General features: G+C 60.6%; 17 protein-coding genes. 6 read left to right on the forward strand and 11 right to left on the reverse strand.

Going from position 1 to position 18,469, the window contains the following annotated elements; genetic code table 11:
• Positions 1-23 precede the first annotated feature (23 nt).
• The gene (locus Q0Y02_RS14625; protein WP_297770017.1) at positions 24-857 is read right to left on the reverse strand and encodes an SDR family oxidoreductase; all 834 of its coding nucleotides are present in this window, start codon (positions 855-857) and stop codon (positions 24-26) included.
• A 61-nt stretch (positions 858-918) separates the two neighbouring features.
• Positions 919-1,809: an alpha/beta fold hydrolase gene (locus tag Q0Y02_RS14630; protein WP_297770019.1), complete on the reverse strand. Its 891-nt coding sequence runs from the start codon at positions 1,807-1,809 to the stop codon at positions 919-921.
• A 3-nt stretch (positions 1,810-1,812) separates the two neighbouring features.
• On the opposite strand from Q0Y02_RS14630, the gene Q0Y02_RS14635 reads away from it, so the two are divergent.
• A complete protein-coding gene (locus Q0Y02_RS14635) occupies positions 1,813-2,265 on the forward strand; it encodes a hypothetical protein (RefSeq protein ID WP_297770021.1) in 453 nt (150 codons plus the stop codon).
• A gap of 63 nt (positions 2,266-2,328) precedes the next feature.
• Here Q0Y02_RS14635 and Q0Y02_RS14640 read toward each other — a convergent pair whose 3' ends face one another.
• From Q0Y02_RS14640 to Q0Y02_RS14650, 3 genes are read right to left on the reverse strand one after another with little or no spacing between them, the layout of a single operon-like run.
• The gene (locus Q0Y02_RS14640) at positions 2,329-3,087 is read right to left on the reverse strand and encodes an SDR family oxidoreductase (protein WP_297770023.1); all 759 of its coding nucleotides are present in this window, start codon (positions 3,085-3,087) and stop codon (positions 2,329-2,331) included.
• Positions 3,084-4,016, reverse strand: a complete 933-nt coding sequence (locus Q0Y02_RS14645) for an alpha/beta hydrolase (RefSeq protein WP_297770026.1) — start codon at positions 4,014-4,016, stop codon at positions 3,084-3,086. The genes Q0Y02_RS14640 and Q0Y02_RS14645 overlap by 4 nt, the downstream gene beginning before the upstream one ends.
• Entirely contained in the window at positions 4,000-5,457 is a 1,458-nt protein-coding gene (locus tag Q0Y02_RS14650; RefSeq protein ID WP_297770028.1) for an NAD(P)/FAD-dependent oxidoreductase, read from the reverse strand. The genes Q0Y02_RS14645 and Q0Y02_RS14650 overlap by 17 nt, the downstream gene beginning before the upstream one ends.
• Before the next feature lie 102 nt (positions 5,458-5,559).
• Between Q0Y02_RS14650 and Q0Y02_RS14655 the strand changes: the two genes are divergently transcribed.
• Entirely contained in the window at positions 5,560-6,567 is a 1,008-nt protein-coding gene (locus tag Q0Y02_RS14655) for an AraC family transcriptional regulator (protein ID WP_297770030.1), read from the forward strand.
• Positions 6,568-6,657: 90 nt separating this feature from the next.
• Here Q0Y02_RS14655 and Q0Y02_RS14660 read toward each other — a convergent pair whose 3' ends face one another.
• On the reverse strand, positions 6,658-7,119 hold the full coding sequence (locus tag Q0Y02_RS14660; protein WP_297770032.1) for an LEA type 2 family protein: 462 nt from the start codon (positions 7,117-7,119) through the stop codon (positions 6,658-6,660).
• Between the two features lie 279 nt (positions 7,120-7,398).
• Complete coding sequence (locus Q0Y02_RS14665; protein WP_297770035.1) at positions 7,399-8,154, reverse strand: SDR family NAD(P)-dependent oxidoreductase; 756 nt, start codon at positions 8,152-8,154, stop codon at positions 7,399-7,401.
• Positions 8,155-8,279: 125 nt separating this feature from the next.
• Here Q0Y02_RS14665 and Q0Y02_RS14670 point away from each other — a divergent pair, with 125 nt between their 5' ends.
• From Q0Y02_RS14670 to Q0Y02_RS14685, 4 genes are all read left to right on the forward strand, one after another.
• The gene (locus Q0Y02_RS14670) at positions 8,280-8,777 is read left to right on the forward strand and encodes a hypothetical protein (protein ID WP_290510768.1); all 498 of its coding nucleotides are present in this window, start codon (positions 8,280-8,282) and stop codon (positions 8,775-8,777) included.
• Positions 8,778-8,784: 7 nt separating this feature from the next.
• A complete protein-coding gene (locus Q0Y02_RS14675; RefSeq protein ID WP_297770038.1) occupies positions 8,785-10,653 on the forward strand; it encodes a tetratricopeptide repeat protein in 1,869 nt (622 codons plus the stop codon).
• Between the two features lie 113 nt (positions 10,654-10,766).
• Entirely contained in the window at positions 10,767-11,378 is a 612-nt protein-coding gene (locus Q0Y02_RS14680) for a LysE family translocator (protein ID WP_297770040.1), read from the forward strand.
• 70 nt (positions 11,379-11,448) lie between these two features.
• Positions 11,449-11,976: a transposase gene (locus Q0Y02_RS14685; RefSeq protein WP_297770043.1), complete on the forward strand. Its 528-nt coding sequence runs from the start codon at positions 11,449-11,451 to the stop codon at positions 11,974-11,976.
• Between the two features lie 110 nt (positions 11,977-12,086).
• Here the strand turns inward: Q0Y02_RS14685 and Q0Y02_RS14690 are convergent, their stop codons facing one another.
• The 4 genes from Q0Y02_RS14690 to Q0Y02_RS14705 all read right to left on the reverse strand — a co-directional run bounded on the left by Q0Y02_RS14690 (position 12,087) and on the right by Q0Y02_RS14705 (position 18,422).
• Positions 12,087-13,061, reverse strand: a complete 975-nt coding sequence (locus tag Q0Y02_RS14690) for an FAD:protein FMN transferase (RefSeq protein WP_297770045.1) — start codon at positions 13,059-13,061, stop codon at positions 12,087-12,089.
• Positions 13,062-13,180: 119 nt separating this feature from the next.
• The gene (locus Q0Y02_RS14695) at positions 13,181-14,761 is read right to left on the reverse strand and encodes a general secretion pathway protein GspF (protein WP_297770048.1); all 1,581 of its coding nucleotides are present in this window, start codon (positions 14,759-14,761) and stop codon (positions 13,181-13,183) included.
• Between the two features lie 21 nt (positions 14,762-14,782).
• Positions 14,783-17,233, reverse strand: a complete 2,451-nt coding sequence (locus tag Q0Y02_RS14700; RefSeq protein ID WP_297770050.1) for a LamG domain-containing protein — start codon at positions 17,231-17,233, stop codon at positions 14,783-14,785.
• Positions 17,234-17,237: 4 nt separating this feature from the next.
• Complete coding sequence (locus tag Q0Y02_RS14705) at positions 17,238-18,422, reverse strand: hypothetical protein (RefSeq protein ID WP_297770054.1); 1,185 nt, start codon at positions 18,420-18,422, stop codon at positions 17,238-17,240.
• Positions 18,423-18,469 lie beyond the last annotated feature (47 nt).

An 18,469-nucleotide genomic window follows, 5' to 3' on the forward strand; every position in this document is an offset into this window, starting at 1 on the left:
GCCCCTTTTTTATGTCGTTGAACTTACAGCGTAGGCAGATCCAGCTCCGCCATGGTGTCGTAATACAGCTCTTCCGCCAGCTTTGCATTGCGTGCCCGTGGCGAGCGCAGTGCTGGTTTGTGATTGGCGAAGTATTCGCCGGTAACCTCGGCGTACTGCGGATCCAGGGCCAGACTGACGGGCAGGGTGGCGGCCTTTTCCGGGGTGGTGAGGGTCGGGCGAATCAGGGCCATGGCGGCCTTGGGCACATGTCGGAAAATGGGCGTGTCCACGCCTCCCGGGTGCAAGGCGTTGCTGGTAATGCCGAGTTCCTGCAGGTGCTCGGCGAGCACATTGCTGAACAGGATGTTGCCCAGCTTGGATTGACCATAGGCATCCATGACCAGATAGGGCTTGCGGCCGCGCCAGGTCTTCTTGTTGATACGCCCCAGCCAGTGCGCCACGGACGCCACATGCAGAATGCGTGGCTGATTGCCTTTCTTCAGCAGCGGCAGCATCAGGTGGGTGAATAGCACCGGGGCCAGATAATTGACCCCGAACTGCATTTCGTAACCGTCGCGGGTAAATTCCTGCTGGGTCGGCACCACGCCGGCGTTGTTGATCAGAACGTCCAGTTCACCCAGCTCCCGGTAGATGAGGGCTGCGTTGTCGCGCACATTTTCCAGGTCGGAAAGATCCAGGGGAAACAGGCGCACTTTGGCGTCGGGATGGCGGTTCTTGATGCGGGCGATAGCGGCCTGACCTTTGGTCTGGTCGCGACAGGCCAGGGACACTTCCGCGCCATGGCTGACCAGTTGCTCGGCGGTACAGTAGCCGATGCCGGAATTGCCGCCGGTAATCAGAACGCGCTTGCTCATGGTTTACTCCGCTGGGGTTTTCGCCAGCTTACCAGTATGAGTGTGTCCTGTGAGGCCAATCTCAGTGCGGGGTGCGGGCAATCCAGTCGAGAATATGGTCCGCCACAAGCTGCCACTGAGGCCCTTGCAGCAGCAGGTGGGGGGCCTGGGGGTAGAAGCGGTACTCGCCCCGCTCTGCCAGGTGGTCGTGTAGATGGCTGATGCCGGTGGCGGGTACGGAGTTGTCCTTGCCGCCATAGAGCAGCAGTGACGGCGTCTGGAGTGATGGCGCCTGGTCGCTGGCACTGTCGGCCAGCTGGATCAGACCCCAGTAGGCATCCATGCGTACGTTGCGGATCACCCGGGGATCCTCGGCCAGTCGCCGGGCACTGTGGGCCGCCAGGTTCGGGTCATCGGGCTGGCGATCCACGGTCAACTGGTAACCGGGGGCAATGAAGGCGGCGCTGGCAATGGCGGCATTCCAGCCGTAGCGCAGGCGGATGCCCTCGCGCACGGCAGGCCCGGCGAGCACGATGCCGGCGACTTTGTCAGGTGCTTGCAGCGCTGCCAGGATCGCCACAGCACCTCCCAGACTTTCCCCCACCAGGAACACCGGGCGCTGATAGCGTTCATAGAGTTGCTCGATCTGATAAACCGCTTCTGACACCAGTTGCTCTTCCCCGGCCCATTGCCCTTGCTGGGTGCGTTCGCCGAACCCGGCCTGGTCATAGCTGACCAGCAGGTGTCCGTTGTCGGCAAAGTAGGGGCCCATGGCGTCAAAGGCAGCGCCGAAGTCGCCGAAGCTGTGCAGCCCAAGGACCACCGCATCGGGATTGCCGGCGGGTTGCCAGTGGCGCAGGGTGTCGGTGAGGGCTGCGGGCGCAGCCGTGTCCTCCGCCCTCTTGTCGGAAACCAGGTTGCAGGCCGACAGCAGACCGTGAAGCATAATAAGAGTGACCAGACGGAGAATCATGCCATGAGCCTAGCAGTCAGCCCGCAACGGCGGGTGAATGCCGCCACGTTTACCCTGGTACTGGTGGCGGCCACCTGGCTGGTGGCGCGGTGTGAGGCGGATCAGACCAAGCCTGCCGCGCCGGACCCGGTGACCATGACGGTCACTGCCACGGCTTACAATTCCCTGCATGGCCAGGGGGCGGGAGCGGACCATGCCCTGGCCGCCTGGGGCGATCGCCTCACACCGGGGATGAAGTCCATTGCGGTGTCGCGGGATCTGATTCCCATGGGGCTTGGGCATAACGCGCAATTGCAGATCGAAGGCCTGCCCGGTACCTGGGTGGTGAAGGACAAGATGCACTGGCGCTGGAAAAAGAAGATCGATATCTATATGGGCGAGGATGTGCAGGCGGCGCGGAACTGGGGGCGGAGGAAGGTGAAGATTACATTTACGGCGACTCAATCAGAGCAATAGCCCTCTATGCCCACTTTGTAGGAGCGGGGCACAGAGAGCGCCGCTCCTACAGAGGTGGGAGGGTCAATCCCGGCTCAAAAAGCGCATCAACAACCGTGTCGATGCACTGGGCAGGGCCTTGTCGAGGAGCTTGATCAATTTAAAGGTGAGGCCCACCGGGTTGTGTACCGGCACGTTTTCATTGGCGGCCTGCCAGACCGTGTTGGCCACATCGTCGGCATCCAGGTTGACGCCCATGCGGTCAACCACCGGCGCCCGGACGCTGGCCTTTTCCACCATGGGGGTCTTCACGAACGGCGGCATGATATCGACGACGCGAATCCCCTGACGGCCCCATTCGATATTCAACGACTCGGTGAGCGAGCGCACCGCGAACTTGCTGGCGGAATAGGATGCCAGGTGTGGCACCCCGTACAGGGCCGAGGCGGAACTCATGTTGATCACCGCAGCGGCCTTGCTTTCCTGCAGGAAGGGGTGAGCGGCCAGGCTCATGTTGATCAGGCCGGTCACGTTGATGTCGATGATCTGCTTGTGCTGTTCTGCGGTGATGGATTCGAAGCGCCCCATGCGCAGGATGCCGGCACAGTTGAACAACACGTCGATGCCGCCGTCTTCGGCAAACTCCCGGCAGGCATGCTCACAGGCAATGCTGTCGGTCACATCCAGAGGTCGGTACCAGCTGTTGTCCAGCTCTCTCGCCAGCCGCGCCAGGGCGGTTTCATTGACGTCGGTCAGGCCCACCCGCCAGCCCTTCTCGTGGAAGCGCTTGGCGGTGGCCAGGCCGATGCCGCTGGCGGCGCCGGTGATCAGGATGCGTTTCATGCGGCGAGCTTCCAGTGTTGGTGGATAAAGCGGGCGCAAGTCATCAGTGCCTGATCCGCATCGGCCAATACGCCAGCGTGGAGTTGAAAATCATGCCAGCGCTGTGGGTGTACCTGCAGACGGGCCGGGGTGCCAGCGTCGTTCAGGGCGGCGCACAGGCGGTGGCTGTCGTTGAGCAGGATCTCGTCGCCGCCGGACTGGATCAGTACCGGGGGCAGGCCCGACAGGTCCCCATTGAGAGGGGAGCAGGCCGGGCGAGCCGGATCATCACCGCCATAGGCGCCAGCGCCACTGGCCAGCCAAGCGTGGCTGAGCATGATGTCCCGGTCAGTGTCGAACAGGTCGTTGAGGCTCAGGTCCACCCAGGGAGAAATCAGAATGGTGCTGCTGGGCAAGGCGATCTTTTCCGCCTTCAGTGCTTGCAGGGCGGCCAGGGCAAGACCGCCGCCAGCGGAGTCGCCGGCGATGACCAGGGTGGCCGGGTCCACGCCCTCTGCCAGCAGGGCTTTATAGACTGCCACGGCATCCTCAATGGCGGCGGGGCAGGCATGCTCCGGCGCCAGCCGGTAGTCCGGTACGACCACGCGGGCATTGGCGAATTTTGCCAGGTGGGAGGTAACCGACCGGTGGCTTTCCGGGCTGCCGGCCACATAGCCGCCGCCGTGCAGATAGAGCACGGTGCCCTGGGCATTCAGTGGCGCATAGTGACGGCAGGGGACGCCGCCCAGCGGGGCGTCATGGCTGGGCACATCCTGGGCGACCAGGGTGGTCTTGGCCATGATGTCCATCCAGCGGCGCTGGGCCTTCACGCTGAAGCGCGGGTTGGCCACCGGTTTGAAAAGCATGGCCAGGGACTGGCGCAGGACGCCGGCCAGCAATTGCTGGGTGCCGGACTGGGCCCGGCTGATTCGATCAACGAAGGAGGTCATAGTCACTCAGATCCAGGGTCCGTGTCTGGCGGCGGTAGTCGAAGGTAAAGCCGGGCCAGTTGTTGGTGTTCTTGCCACTTTCGGTCTTGTACCAGCTATGACAGCCCTTGTCCCAGACGGTATTGCTGATTTTGTCCTGCACCGTCTTGTTGAAGTCTTCCTGAACCCGGTCGCGGACTTCCAGTGCCTTGATGTCCTGTTCGTCCATCTCTGCCACACATTGCAGGATGTAGTGAATCTGGCTTTCCAGCATGTAGATGATGGAGTTGTGGCCCAGGTTGGTGTTGGGGCCATAGAGCATGAACAGGTTGGGGAAGCCGCGTACGGTGATACCCAGGTAGGCTTCGGCGCCATCTTTCCACACCGCGTTCAGGTCTGCCCCGTCACGGCCGGTGATGGTCATGGGGGTGAGGAAATCGGTGGCCTTGAAGCCGGTGCCGTAGATGATCACATCCACGTCGTGATGGGTGCCGGTGCTGTCGGTGAGGCCGCTCTGATCCACCGAGCTGATGCCGTGATTGATGACCTCCACATGGTCCTGTGCCAGGGCCGGGTAGTAATCGTTGGACATCAGAATGCGCTTGCAGCCCATGGGGTAATCCGGGGTCAATTTCTCGCGCAGTTCCGGATCGTTGATCTGTTGCTTCAGGTGACGACGGAACAGCCACTCGTACACCTTCATGGCCTTCTGGAAGGTGGTAAAGCCCAGGGCCCGTGATTCGTTGGTGGCATAGATGCGCAGGCGGTCCAGGGTCTGGGTAATGGGTGCCTTGCTCAGCACCTGGTGTTCCAGTTTGCTGTAGGCGCGATCCGGTTTGGCAATCACATGGGCGGCGGAGCGCTGGAACAGTTTTACCTTGCCGGCCACCTTGGCCACTTCCGGCACGAACTGGATGGCGCTGGCACCGGTGCCCACCACGGCCACGGTCTTGCCGGTCAGGTCTACGTCGTGGTCCCAGCGGGCACTGTGGAAATGGGCGCCGCCGAAATCCTCGATACCGGACAGCGGCGGGTAGGCGGGCTGGTTGAGCTGGCCGGTGGCGGTGATCAGCACCCGCGTGGTCAGGGTGTCGCCGTTGGTCAGGGTTACTTCCCAGATGCCGTCTTCGTCCCGGTAGCGAGCGTCGGCCACTTCCGTGTTGAAGCGGATATGCCGGTACAGGTCGTACTTGCGCGCACAGTATTGCTGGTAGGAAAAGATTTCCTGCTGCGGCGCGAAGCGGCGGCTCCACGGGTAATGGCGCTCGAAGGAAAAGGAATACAGGTGCGAAGGCACATCGCAGGCGGCGCCCGGGTAGGTGTTGTCACGCCAGCAGCCACCCACGTCGTGGCCTTTCTCAATCATCAAAATATTCTCTTCGCCCTGGGCTTTCAGGCGAATGGCCATACCGAGCCCGCCGAAGCCGGCACCGATAATCACCACGTTGTGGGTTACTTGCATGGTAAACATCCCAGTAATCTTTTATTGATGGTTACTCTAACGGGACAGATACGTCTTGTTTATGGCATTCTGGGACAGAAAATTGTGGGAAACGGACATTTCATGGATGTACGTCGAGCCATCACCAGTGTGCGCCTGCAAATGGCCTACGCCGCCGAACAGGGTCTGGACGCGGGGGCCTGTCTGGCAGGCAGCGATATTGACCCGGCAATGTTGCACCGACCGGAAGCGACCATCGAGCGGGCCCAGGAGCGCCGGGTGGTGGAGAACCTCTGTGCGCAGCTTGACGATCCGGTCAGACATGGCCTGGCCATGGGGCAGCGATATCACCTGAGCAGTTACGGGGTGTGGGGCTTTGCCCTGCTCAGCAGCCCTACCTTCCGGCAGGCGGTGGAGCTGGGGGTGCGCTATCTGGATCTGACCTTTGCCTTCCTGGATATCCGTCTTGAGGAAGAGCAGGGGGAGGCGGTGCTGATGCTGGACGACAGCGGGCTGCCGGAAACCATTCGCCCCTACCTGCTGGCTAGGGATGCCAGCGCGGTGATGATGGTTCAGGAAGAATTGTTCGCCAGCCGTATTCCGTTGTCCTCCCTGGTGCTGCGCCTGCCCGAGCAGGACCCGGCGCCGTTTACTGCTATCTTCGGGTTGGCGCCCCGTTTCGATCAGTCGCACAACCAGGCCCGGTTTGTCGCCGGTTTGCTGGATATGCCCTTGCCCCAGGCCAACCCGGTCACCGCCCGACTCTGCGAAGAGCAGTGCCAGCAATTACTCGTGCAGCGCTATCGACAAGGTGGGGTGGCGTTGCAGGTGCGCCGCCGCCTGCTCAGCCAGCCGGGCCGCTTTCCGGATATGGAGGCCATGGCCTCAGAGCTGGGTGTCACCAGTCGCACCCTGCGTCGGCAACTGCGCACGGAGGGCACCGGTTACCGGGAGCTGCTGGATGAAGTGCGCCGGATGCTGGCGGAGCAGTGGTTAATCCTGGGCGGGCTGGGCATGGAAGAGATCAGCGATCGGCTGGGATTTTCCGAGCTGTCCAACTTCAATCACGCTTTCCGCCGCTGGACCGGCCAGACCCCGGCCCGGTTTCGGCGCGAGCGTCAGGGTGGATGATTTTTACCACAGAGGGCACAGGTAACACCGCTGTTCTATCTCGGTGTTACCTGTGCCCTCTGTGGTACAACAATGCTTTTCAAAGAAGGGTCAAGGCATCGCCGGCAGGGTCATTTCGCCTTCCTTGTCGAAGGACAGGGGTAGCGGCACCCCGGCGACGCGGGCCTTGCCCACCAGTCGGTACTGCAGCGGCTTGTCCTGTTGCTGCTGGATTTTCTGCAACTGTTTGAGGCTGCCCAGCAGGCTGGTGGTGATGGTGGTGGTCACCTGGGCATCGCCCATGGCGGGCAGGGTGACGCTGTCGCCGGTGAGGCCGCGGGCGAACTTTTCGCCGTTGATGAAGATTTCGTAATCCAGGCTCTTCAGCGTCAGCTCCCGGTCATTGGGGTTGCGGGCACGCAACGTGAGTCCCCATTCCTGTTCAAACAGGCTGATACTGTTGAGGGCAATGCCGGATACGCTGACTTCCGGTGCCTCCAGCGACCCCAGTCGTTGACAGCCCGCCAGCATGATGGCGGCGGTGATCAGCCATAGCGAAAGTACTTGTTTCATTCCTGAACTCCTTGGCATTGGCTCTGTTAGAGGCAAGCATAGCGGGAAAGTTGCATGAATGAAGGGGGAGATGATTTGTTGCGGGGATCAAGCGGGATAGGTGCATGCCGAACGGCCCGATCTCCCGCCACGCCACCGCGCCCCTGATGGGGCGCGCATGGCGCGGCATCCTGACCGGGCCGCCGGCATGGGTGCCAATACACATTGTGCATCAGCCCGTCGATAGTGGCTTGGGCGGGCAGGGTATGGCAAGCGACAAGTGTGGAAAATTTGTATCTGCTACCAGGGTAGCGGGTCCCCCCGCCAGTTAATAAAACTGCCGCTCTGTTCCGGTGTTGCCTGGTCCAGCTGCAGCGTCAATTGCTCTGCCACCCAGTCTGCAGAAAACAGCTTCTCTTCCGGGACCCGGGACTGGAAGGGCGCCGACAGAGGGGTGTCAGTGGTGCCTGGGTGCAATGCCAACAGGGTGAGATGAGGGGCCCGGCGGTGGGCCTCCACGGCGAAGGTGCGCATCAGTTGGTTCAGCGCCGCCTTGCTGCTGCGATAGCTGTACCAGCCGCCCAGATGGTTGTCGGTAATGCTGCCTACCCGGGCGGAGATGACAGCGAAGGTGGCCGGCTGTCGGCGTAGCTGTGGCAGCAGACTCCGGGCCAGCAGCATCGGCGCCCAGGCGTTCAGGCGGAAACTGTATTCCAGGTTCTCCAGCGACAGATCTTCCAGCCGTTTTTCCGGTGACAGATTCCGGCTGGTGTCGTGTAGCACACCGGCACAATGAATCACTCTCGAAAGATGCTCGCTGAGCGTTTTGATTTCCTCGGCGAGCCCTGCAGGCCCCTGGGGATCGGTCAGATCCGCTGCCACCAGCGTCAGCGTGTCGTGCCGGGTGGCCAGTGCTGCCAATGGCGAGCTGCCAGGATCGCGGCTGCTGGCAATAACCTGGTCTCCGCGCGCCAGATGAAGGCGGGTGAGTGCCAGGCCGATGCCTGAGCTGGCACCGGTAATCAGTACCGGATAGGGAAGCGATGGGGATGTCATGGGCGAAGAATCGCCGTTGATCGGACAAGTTAACGTGAAGAGCGGATCAGGTGTGACGATCGCAACAGTCAAAGTCGCATGGCTATGGTAGATTGCCAAAAAACCATCGGGATTGGGGGAGCGCAATGCGCCAAGTAGTAGTGTTGCTGTTGATGCTGGTTGCCAGCCAGCTTCAGGGGGCCGAGCTGGATCAGGAGCTGGCGGACTTCAAGCGCGACGTGCTGGAAGTCAATAAGCGTCTGCTACTGCTGGAGGAGGAACTGCTGTTTCCTGCCGATACCCAGGTAGGCATCTATGTGTCCCTGGATGTGGGGCATTACTTCCAGCCGGACAGCATTACCCTGGAGCTGGATGGCGAAGTACTGGCCAGCCATCTTTACACCGAACGGGAAATTCGGGCCTTGAAGAATGGGGCGGTGCAGCGACTGGCGCTGGCCAACGTGAAAAACGGCGAGCACGAAATCACTGCCTTTGTGACCGGAATGGGGCCTGAAGATCGGGAAATCCGACGGGGTGTCACCGGGCAGTTTGAAAAGCGCCATGGCCGCCATTTCGTCCAGCTGCATATTGAGGATGACAAGGCCAAACAGCAGCCTCGTCTCCTGTTCCGTGACTGGCGCTGAGGCGAACATGCTGAAGTGGTGTGGCGTGGTGTTGTTGCTGATCAGCTCACTGGCCTGGGGGCGTTTGGACAAGCCGCATCAGGTGCAGGAGTTGGCCTATGGGGAAGTGGCGTATCTGTACCTACAGGGAGATTACTTTGCTGCCCTGACCCGGGCGCAGATGGCCCTGGAGCGGGGCGAGGTGGATGTGCACCGGGCGGACCTGGAAGTCCTGCTGGGCGCCATGTACAGCGCCTACGGTATGCCGGAAGATGCCGAGCGGGTGTTCAGTGCCTTGCTGGACCAGCAGGTCAGTGGTGAAGTGGCCCAGCGCGCCTGGATTCATCTTGCCGGACTTTATTACCGACAACAGAAATATCCCCGTGCGCTGGAAACCCTGGAGCAACAGGCCGGTCCGCCGCCTGAGGATCTGCAAGAGGTTTACCACAGCCTGAGGGCGCGGGTGCTGATGCGCCTGGGCCGCTATGAAGAAGCGGCGGAATCCCTGGATGCCTTTGCCGCCAATCATCCGCTCAATGCCTACCTGCGCTACAACCTGGCGATCAGCTGGATCAACGGCAAACACCCGGGTCTGGGCCAGGAATGGTTGTGGGAACTGGCCAATATGCCGCCCGGCGCGCCAGAGGTGAACGCGATCAAGGACAAGGCCATGCTGGCGCTGGCAATTTACATGCTGCGTAGCGACCAGGAGGACCGTGCTCTGCAATTATTGCGCGATGCCCGCCTGGAAGGGCCCTTTGCTGATGTCTCCCTGCTGCTTTACGCCCGCGCCCTGCTGATCGAGAACCAGCCGGGCAGGGCGTTGCCAGTGCTGCAGCAGCTGGACAGTAAATCGATCCAGCGTTCCACCGTGCAGGAAGCGCAGCTGGCGATCCCCTATCTGTACGAACAGATGGGCGATCAGCGTTCCGCTCGTCAGGCTTTTCAGACCGCGCTGGAGCGCTTCGACGGTCTGGAGCAGTACCTGCTGGAGGTGGAGGCGCGGATTGCCAATGGTGACTGGTTTGCGGAAATGGTCGGTGAGCCACGCTGGTCCACCGCCATGGACCCGGTGCCCCCGTTTTTACCAAAACGGGTGAAGAGTTTTCCGACTTTCTACGAATGGTTTGCCACCACGGAATTCCAGCATGGCTGGCACAACTACCATGAGCTGATGCGTCAACGGAATCTGCTGACCCAATGGCAGAATACCTTGCCCGCCATGCAGACCATGCTCGACGCCCATGAGCGCAAGCATCAGGAAGTCAGGCCCCAGGCTCAGGCCCTGCTGCGGGAATTGTCACAGCAGGATTTCCAGGGTCGCCTTACCCGCCTGCAGGGTGATTATCGGGCCGCTGTATCGGATCAGGACCCGTTGCCTTTTGCCACTGACGATGAGCAGCGTCTTTGGCAGGCTCAGCAGGAGGCCGAGCGCAAAACCCGGAGTTGGGGCAAACGTAAACGGCCGGATATGACCGCCAAGCTGGATTTTTACAAGGGGGTTCTGTTGTGGGAAATGCAGCAGGATATCGTGCCACGCCAGTGGCAACGCCAGCAGGAACTAAATGACATCAGCGCCATGCTGGACCAGACCCGAAAATTGCGTAGCCGGGTAATGGTGGCGAGCAATCGGGTCCAGCGGCTGGATTTTTTCCGCCAGGAACTGCCCGCACTGGAGCAGGAGTTGGCCAGTTTACAGCAGCGCGGCGAGCGGCTGATGCGGCGTCAGCAATATTCTCTGCAGGCGTCCGCGTTTGAGCAGGTCACGGTGACCCGCAAGCGGTTGAAGCGTTTCAGTGCGGCAGCCCATGAAGGCCTGGCGGATCTGTATAACAAGGCGTTGCGCAATGGGCGTGAGCCGGCGGCGAGCAGTGACTCGGCGCCGCTTGTCGAGTAACAAGGGCCGCTGTTTTCTTTGCCTTGCAAGCCAGGCGCTAACCGCGACGTTGTGTTGAGAGCAACGATGTCGTGGGAGTCTTGTTCACAAGGTAACGGGGCGAATCGCAGGGCATGACCATGGATGGATACGGGTTGCTGTTACTGATTCCGGTGATGATGGTGCTGGCGGCACTGCCTAGTACCAGCGTTGCGCTGGTGGTGGTGCGTTCTGCCCGGCTGGGCGTAGCTCACGGTCTCTGGGTGGCCGCCGGTATCGTGGTGGCGGATTTGCTGTTCGCCGCGCTTGCCCTGTGGGGGATGACCGAGCTGGCCCAGCAACTGGGCGGGGTTTTCACACTGGTCCGCATTGCCGCGGGGGTCTGGCTGGTGTGGTTCGGCATCACGCTTATCCGCAGCCGTGGCACGGCCTTAAAGGCAGAGTCGATCACTGGTAGCAGCAAGACGGTCAGTTTCCTGGCCGGGCTGGCGGTGACCCTGGGCGATATCAAGGCCATTGTTTTCTACGCCAGCCTGTTCCCCCTGTTTGTGGATATGCACACGCCGGATGCAATGGATCTTGTCGCGGTGCTGCTGATTACCGTTTTCAGTGTGGGCGGCGTCAAGGTGGTGTATGCGTTGCTTGCGCAGCGGATTTCCCGCCATGGCAATCCCCGCTTGCAACAACCCCTGAACGCAATCGCCGGCTGCGCCATGATCGGCGCCTGGCTGGTAACTCGCCCATAGAAACGTAGGGTGGATTAGTCGAAGGCGTAATCCACCATCCAACCATACATGCAATCACAAGGATGTGATCATGCCCCAATATCGTCGTCTTCTCGAAGGCGGACAGACTTGGTTCTTTACCGTGAACTTGCAGCAGCGTCGCAGCACCCTGTTAATCGAGCGGGTGAACAATCTGCGTGATGTGGTTGGTCGCGTTCGCCGTAAATACCCTTTCATGATCAATGCTTGGGTGGTGTTGCCGGATCATATGCATTGTGTGTGGACGTTGCCCGATCTGGATGATGATTTCTCGTTACGCTGGCGCTTGATCAAAACGGGCTTTGCCAAGCAACTGCCGAGACAGGAAAGCATCAGGGAAAGCCGTTTGCGTCGGGGCGAAAGAGGTATCTGGCAACGCCGTTTCTGGGAGCACCAGATCAGAAACGAGCAGGACTATAGCAATCACGTGGAGTACTGCTACATCAATCCGGTCAAGCATGGCTATGTGTCAGCGGTAAAGGAGTGGCCGTACTCCAGTTTTCACCGGGATGTGAGGAAAGGGTTGTTTGCGGAAGATTGGGCCGGGCCGGTAAGGGATGTGGCGCTGGAGTGGGAATAGGTGTTTGAAGGTGGATTACGCCTCCCGGCTAATCCACCCTACGTTCCGTTCTTGTGTAGGGTGGATTAGCTGAAGGCGTAATCCACCTTCCTCGCAGGCATAATTCACCGTTATTCCGGTGTCGTTAAATCGTCGGAATAAAAAACGTTACCGCCGCGGTCGATGATGATGGCGGAGGTATCCGCTAACCGGTTGATCAGCGCCAGACCTTTTTCTACGCCCAGCACGAAGACACTGGTGGAGAGTGCATCTGCATCCAGACTGTTGTTTGCCAGTACGGTGACGCTGGCCAGGCCATCGATGCTCTTGCCGGTTTGTGGTGACAGGATGTGATGGATACGACGACTTTCCTGGATGAAGTAGCGCTGGTAGTCGCCGGATGTGGACATGGCGATGTTGCTCATGGGTAAGCGCATGGCGACTTTTTTCTGGTCGCGGGGGTGTTGGATGCCCACTTCCCAGGGGCGGCCGCGGTGGTCGCCGAGCACATAGCTGTCACCCCCGAGAGCTAGCCAGGCATGTTCAACGCCGGAGGCTTTCAGCAGTGCGATCCCCTGGTCGATGGCATAGCCTTTGGCGATCCCGCCAAGATCAATGCGGGTGCCTGATGTGTGAAATTGCACCTGGTTATCGGCGAGCAATTCAATCCGGTCGGCACCGATATGTCGGGCGGCTATTTCCAGTTCCTGATCATGGGGCGCCTTGCCCTCCCGGTAGTCGTAGAGGTGGCCGGCACTGGCAAAGGTGATGTCGAAGGCGCCGTCGGTGAGCTGATAGTAGTGCAGGGATTGTTTCAGCAACCGGTAGAACTCGGGGCTGATGGCTTGCGGTGCTTCGTGGCCTTGCCGGTTGAGTCGGGCCAGCTCGCTGTCGTCTATCCAGGGTGACAGTAACTGGTTAAGCCGCTCCATCTCCGTTTCCAGTTGCTGGAACAGGGGGGCGGCATCGTCCTCGGACCACAGGGAGATGCTGGCGCGGGTACCCATCACATCCCAGCTGTGTTGTTGCCAGTCGGCGTGTACGGGGAACGATAGCAGCAGTGGCAGGCAGACAAGCAGTGACAGAAGCGGACGGGGGCAATGCATCGGTGTATCCGGGGCCAGTGTGTGGAAGTTGGAGCTTTGCTCGCAAAGCGAAGGGGGATAAATCACCCCCGATGCTTTCTGAAATCTTCGCTTTGCGAGCAAAGCTCCAACGGGAGTTGTCAGGTAATGGTACCACTGACGATGGGCTCGAAGGCGGTGAGCCGGTCCATGGAGTCGCTGTTGCCCAGACTGTGATTGGGGAACTTCTCCGAGAACAAGTCTTGCTCACCATGAAGCGCCATGTAGTTCAGCCACACGGTTTCCGCCAGCAGGTTCACGTTGTTGGCGGCCGGGGTGCCAGCGGTTTCCACCGAGGCATCCGGGCGCATCCAGCCCAGCTGTTGATGTTGTTCCGCCGTGCCGCCCGTCGTATTGAGGGTGGGGCGGCCATTGGGATCGTAGACCAGAAAGAAGGACGCTGCGGTCGAGGAATTATCGCCAGTCCATTCGCCCTTGCCGCGCCCCTCGGCAGAGTCATCGATGCGTCCGTTGCTGGCCACGGAGCCATCGCTGAACACATAAATCATCAGTGGCACTCCCTTGCGGCGAGCGTATTCCAGGCAGGCGCCCATGCAGCGGCCAGCACGGCGGTCACGAATTTCACCGGTTCCCCGTTCGCCGGTGTGATAGTCAAAGCCGCCCATGCTGATACAGCCGGCGCCCGCGTAGCCGTTGACCACCAGTTTCATCACCGAGGCCGTTTTTTCAAACTCCCGGTCGTTCAGTTCGGCGTCCGAGAAGATGCCGAGTATGTCCATGTCCTGGCGGATATCCAGGGTCGATGGATCGCCATAGCGGTCGGTGATGTCTGCGGCTTCCACATAACCGCAACGCAACAGGTTGCGCAGGTTGTCGCGGCGATTGGTGTCGGTAAGGCCGCTGTCGATACGATCAATGCGCTTGTGGCTGATGCGGGCGATGGACTCCATCACTGATACCGCATCCGCCTGATCAAGCAGGCCGACCAGTTTGCCGGTGTCTACCAGGCCGGTGACATCGGAGCGCCGGTCTACCTTGGTGGGGCGGGCTGAGGCAATGATGGACGCATCCGGGGACATGGAATTGCCGCCCGACATGGAGCTGCGAGAGCCAATCAATGACAGCAGTTCGCCGTCGGCGCCGGCATTGAAAATACCGTACATGGGATTGTGCGGATTGTTGGCGGTATCGTTTTCCGAGCGCGCCGGAATCACGCAACCATTGGTGTTGGCGGTGGCGTTCGGGGCCTTGTCGAGAATCCCGAGCAGGAAGGGGGAATCACTGTGAAAGGCCAGTCCCAGATCCGTGTTGATGGTAGTTGGGTCATTATTGGGCGCCATGTTGCCGGGCAGGCCCAGTTTCGAGTAGCCAGCACTGCTGAGAAGATCCTGTTGTCCGCCCTGGCCACCCACCAGTACGTTGGAGCCGGCAATGTTAGCGCCACCGGCCAGATCAAAACAGATGAAGGGGATCTTGCCGGCCCCGGCGGCGGCGATGCCGCAGTCGGTTTTCATGCCTTCCAGATCACCGGACAATGCAGCCATGGCGTCGCGAGGATTACTGAACAAACCAAACATGCCGACGCTGCCGAACGCTGCGCCGGTGAGCAAGCCGCGGCCCAGCATGTCCCGGCGGCTGACCGGTTTACCGTGGCCCAGATTCAACAAGGGAGCATCCGGATGCAGGGGCGGGTTACGTTTTTTTAGAAAGTTACGTTTCATAATTCTGTCCCCAAACAGGCTCTATTGCATCAGCATGGTGGCACTGCCGAGCATGGCGGCACAGGCCGCCTTTGCCGCGGTGGCGGTGCGTTCCACGCAGTCACTGCTGCACTGTGTCAGATTGGTGTCGAACAGCAGGTTCTCCAGTTCCCCTTCCACATCCGCCCGCGCTGGCTGGTCGGCCTGACCATTGCCGACCATGCGTTCAAACAGCGGTGAAATGACCCAGTCCCGCCATTGTTGCTGGGTAATGGTGTCGGCACCCGCGTTGTAGTTCAGCCCTGCGAACAGGGGAGTGATGCTGCCATCATTGTTGCGCTCGGCTTCCACCAGGGCGTTGCAGTACTCAATGGATAGCTGCGCCACGCCTACCTGATGCGCGGTAAGGAAGGCTTCAATATTTTCCTCGCTGGGCAGCTGGGTGCGCAGGCGCTGATAGGTATCCGGTACCTCTCCATAACCCTCCGGCACCCCGGTGAGCACACTCATGGTGGCGTTGATTTCGGCAAAGTTGCGCAGCCCGGCCAGGGGTTGCTCACCGTATTCGTTGGGACTCAGGGGCAAGGGCTGCGGCTCGGTATGCACATGGGTATGGCTGCCCAGGCGTTCGAAAGTCAGGAAGAATTCATCGTTATCCTGGCCCTGTTCCACTGGCAGCAAGGTGCCCAGGCGGGACAGGGTTTCTCCCTGTTCGCTGTAGCCGTCGCCGCCGATTTCGGTGTCCAGGGTGGCGAAGGCTTGCGCCACATCCGGTACCTGGCCATTGATGCCCAGGCGCAGGCCGGCCAGGGGCACTTCCTCGCTGACGATATCCTGCTCCAGGTTGATGAAGTAGGGCGCGGCGAACAGATAGCTGAAGTTATCGAAACGGGACACTTCGAACACCACATAGGCGCCGGGCTGATCGATCAGGTGACCGATGAAGAAGGGCAGAAAATAACGTTCGCCAACGCCGGCGTCGAAGTTGGTACGAATCTGTTCTTCAGTGAGTGCCCGGTTGTGGATGGCGGCAAAACGGATCACGCCTTCCCAGGGGCGATCACTGGACGCTTCGTTGCCCAGCACCAGGGCAAAGGTATCGTCCCAGGTGTTGAGCAGGGCGGGGCTGACCGGGTCAGTGGCGCCGTTGCGGGCACCATTGATATAGATCTGCCGACCGTTAACCGGGTCGAAGGTCACCGCCACGTGCTGCAGACTGGCCTGCAGCGGATCGTCAGCCGTTTCCAGCACCGGTTCGCCGTTGCCGTCAGTGGCTTCACCGATACGCTGGAACAACTGATAATTGCTGCCGCTTTGCGCCAGTGTCAGGTTGCGGGCATCCGGGCCGGCGGAGTAACTGATGATATGGGCATCATCCTGGCCGGTGCTGGCGGGCACCAGCCAGGCTTCCAGGGTCAGTTCGCCGGTGGTGCGTATCATGTCACTGAGCTTCTTGCTGGTGGCGGTGCTGCCCTGGGCCTTGCCGTTGTTGAGACGAATGCCCCAGCCGCCTTCCCAGGTGACGTCGCCGTTGAATTGCAGGTGAATGGCCGGGTCTACCCCGGAGCTGTCGAAGGCGGTGAGGCCTTCGCCGGTCTTGAATTCATAGCGGGCGATGATGTTGCTCTCGTAACGGCCGCCGCCGGCGGCCAGGGTGCCATCGTCCACATTGAGTGATTTGCTCAGCACCAGATCGTTGTCGGGGGCGGTAGGGACAATGGCGTTCGCCATGGCGCGAATGGCATTTTCCATGGCCAGGGCATCACTGTCGCAGTTATCGCTCCAGCAGTTGTGGCTGTCTTCGCCGAGACGCTCTACCAGACGGCTCAATTCAGGGCTGTTCAGGTCGATCTTGCTGCGCACGGCCGTGTATGCCTCGTTCACATCATCTGCGGCCAGGTAGGGGCCCTGAGGGGTGTTGGCATCACTCTGGTGGCAGTCGCTGCAATGGTCGTCCAGCAACGGGTAGACATGGGTCTGGAACAGGCTCGGGTCCTGGGGGAAGTTCTTGCTGTTGCCCGGGTCCTTGATCGGCGGTTCTTCCAGTTCCGTGGTGCCGCCCCCCAGCCCCAGACTTTCGCCAGCCCAGGCGCTGATCCAGGTACTGATCTGATCGGCGCAGAATTGCGAATCGGATTCCCAGCAGTTATGTCCTCCAGCGACTTTCTGCACCATCTGCGAGGACGCAGGCTGGTTGAGGTCGATCAGCGGGTTGGCTGCTGCATAGGCCTGGTTGATATCGCCGGTCTGCAGGAAGGCCGGCTGCTGATCGCGGTGACAGGCGCCGCAGCGTTGCTCGCTGACCAGATTGTTCCAGAGATAGATCTTGAAGGCGGAAACGTCGGCATTGCGCGGTGCAGGGCCGTCATAGGTGACGTTGTTGTTGCCGCCACCATTGTTAACGTTCGGCGTGGTGTCGGAGCCGCTGCTGCTGCCACCACAGCCGCTGATCAACGCGGCCAGGAGAGCACTGACAAGTGGTAAGTATCGCATCGCCTCAGTCCCCCATGCAGTAGGTGGCCGCATCGGCAAACAGTGTCTTCATGCGGTAGTTATCGTTTTTGAACTGGTTTGTCATGCTCTCCAGTTGAGAGGTGTCGGCACTGTCTGCGGGTTTGCGCAGGCACACCGACTGAAAGACCTTTTCCGCCTGGCAGGTGGCGAACACGTCGCTGTGGGCCAGTTCCCGGCCCAGGCTGGCGGCGCCGCTGCCACTGCCGTTGAGATTCGGGTCCCAGCCCAGATTGGCATTGGGGCCTTTTCGCCAGTAGTTGTCCCAGTTGTCGTTCGGGGTGATGTAGCCCCAGGGGAAGTTGTTGCTGTTGATCAGGTATTTGCCCTGCACCCGGGTGCCGGTATCCGGGTCGGTGCTGGTGTTGTAGACCATGCGGCCACCGTCGCCTTCCTGAGGGCCTTCCCAGTCATAGTAGGCAAAGCCCTGGGCCAGCGGGTCCATGCCACTGTGACAGCTGATGCAGTTGTTGCGGAAAATACGGCTGTCGCCGCCGGGGCTGCGGCTGACATCCTGACGGATGCGGTCGGAGGGGCGAGTGGTGTCCTGCACCTGTTCCAGGTCACGGCAGAGATGGTTCATCAGGGTGAAACGCAGCATGGCGCGGTTGGTGCCGGCATAGAAAAAGGCATTGGCAGCGGCACGAGTGGTCAGCACCCCGGCAACGGCCTGGGACGGCGTGCCGTACTGGCTGGCCTGGCTGCTGGCGGAGAGCACATCCGCCAGATTGGCGTGCTGACTTTCCAGGTTGCGATAATGGGCATTGCTGTCCGCAGACGCCGCCGGGGTGACGTTGCCCACGTAAAGCAGGTCATCGTAGAGGATTCGCCGAAAGTCCAGATCGTCGCGAATGGCACCGATTACCGTGGCGGTGTAGTCATTCAATGGCGCGAACACATCCTGGGCCTCATTGGTCCACGGTGTGGCGAACTGCTTGAGAGTGACGTTATAGAACGCCGGGTGGTCCATGGCCAGTTCCGCTGCGTCACGGGGGCCGCTGGTAGGGTTGCCCTCGATCAGGTTGGCCATGGTAGTGAGTGTGGCGGCATCCGCCGGTACACCCGCCAGCCGATTGTGAATGCGTTGTGCCTGGTCGCGACTGTTGGCCATGCCTGTCACAGGCAAGCTCAGAGTCAGCGCCACCAGAAAGATCCCCCGATAGCCTTTCATGGCTGTATCCTTTTTCTTTGTTACGCTGTCGTCTGTCTGTCATTGAT

Source organism: uncultured Alcanivorax sp. (assembly GCF_947258575.1).
GTDB lineage: Bacteria > Pseudomonadota > Gammaproteobacteria > Pseudomonadales > Alcanivoracaceae > Alcanivorax.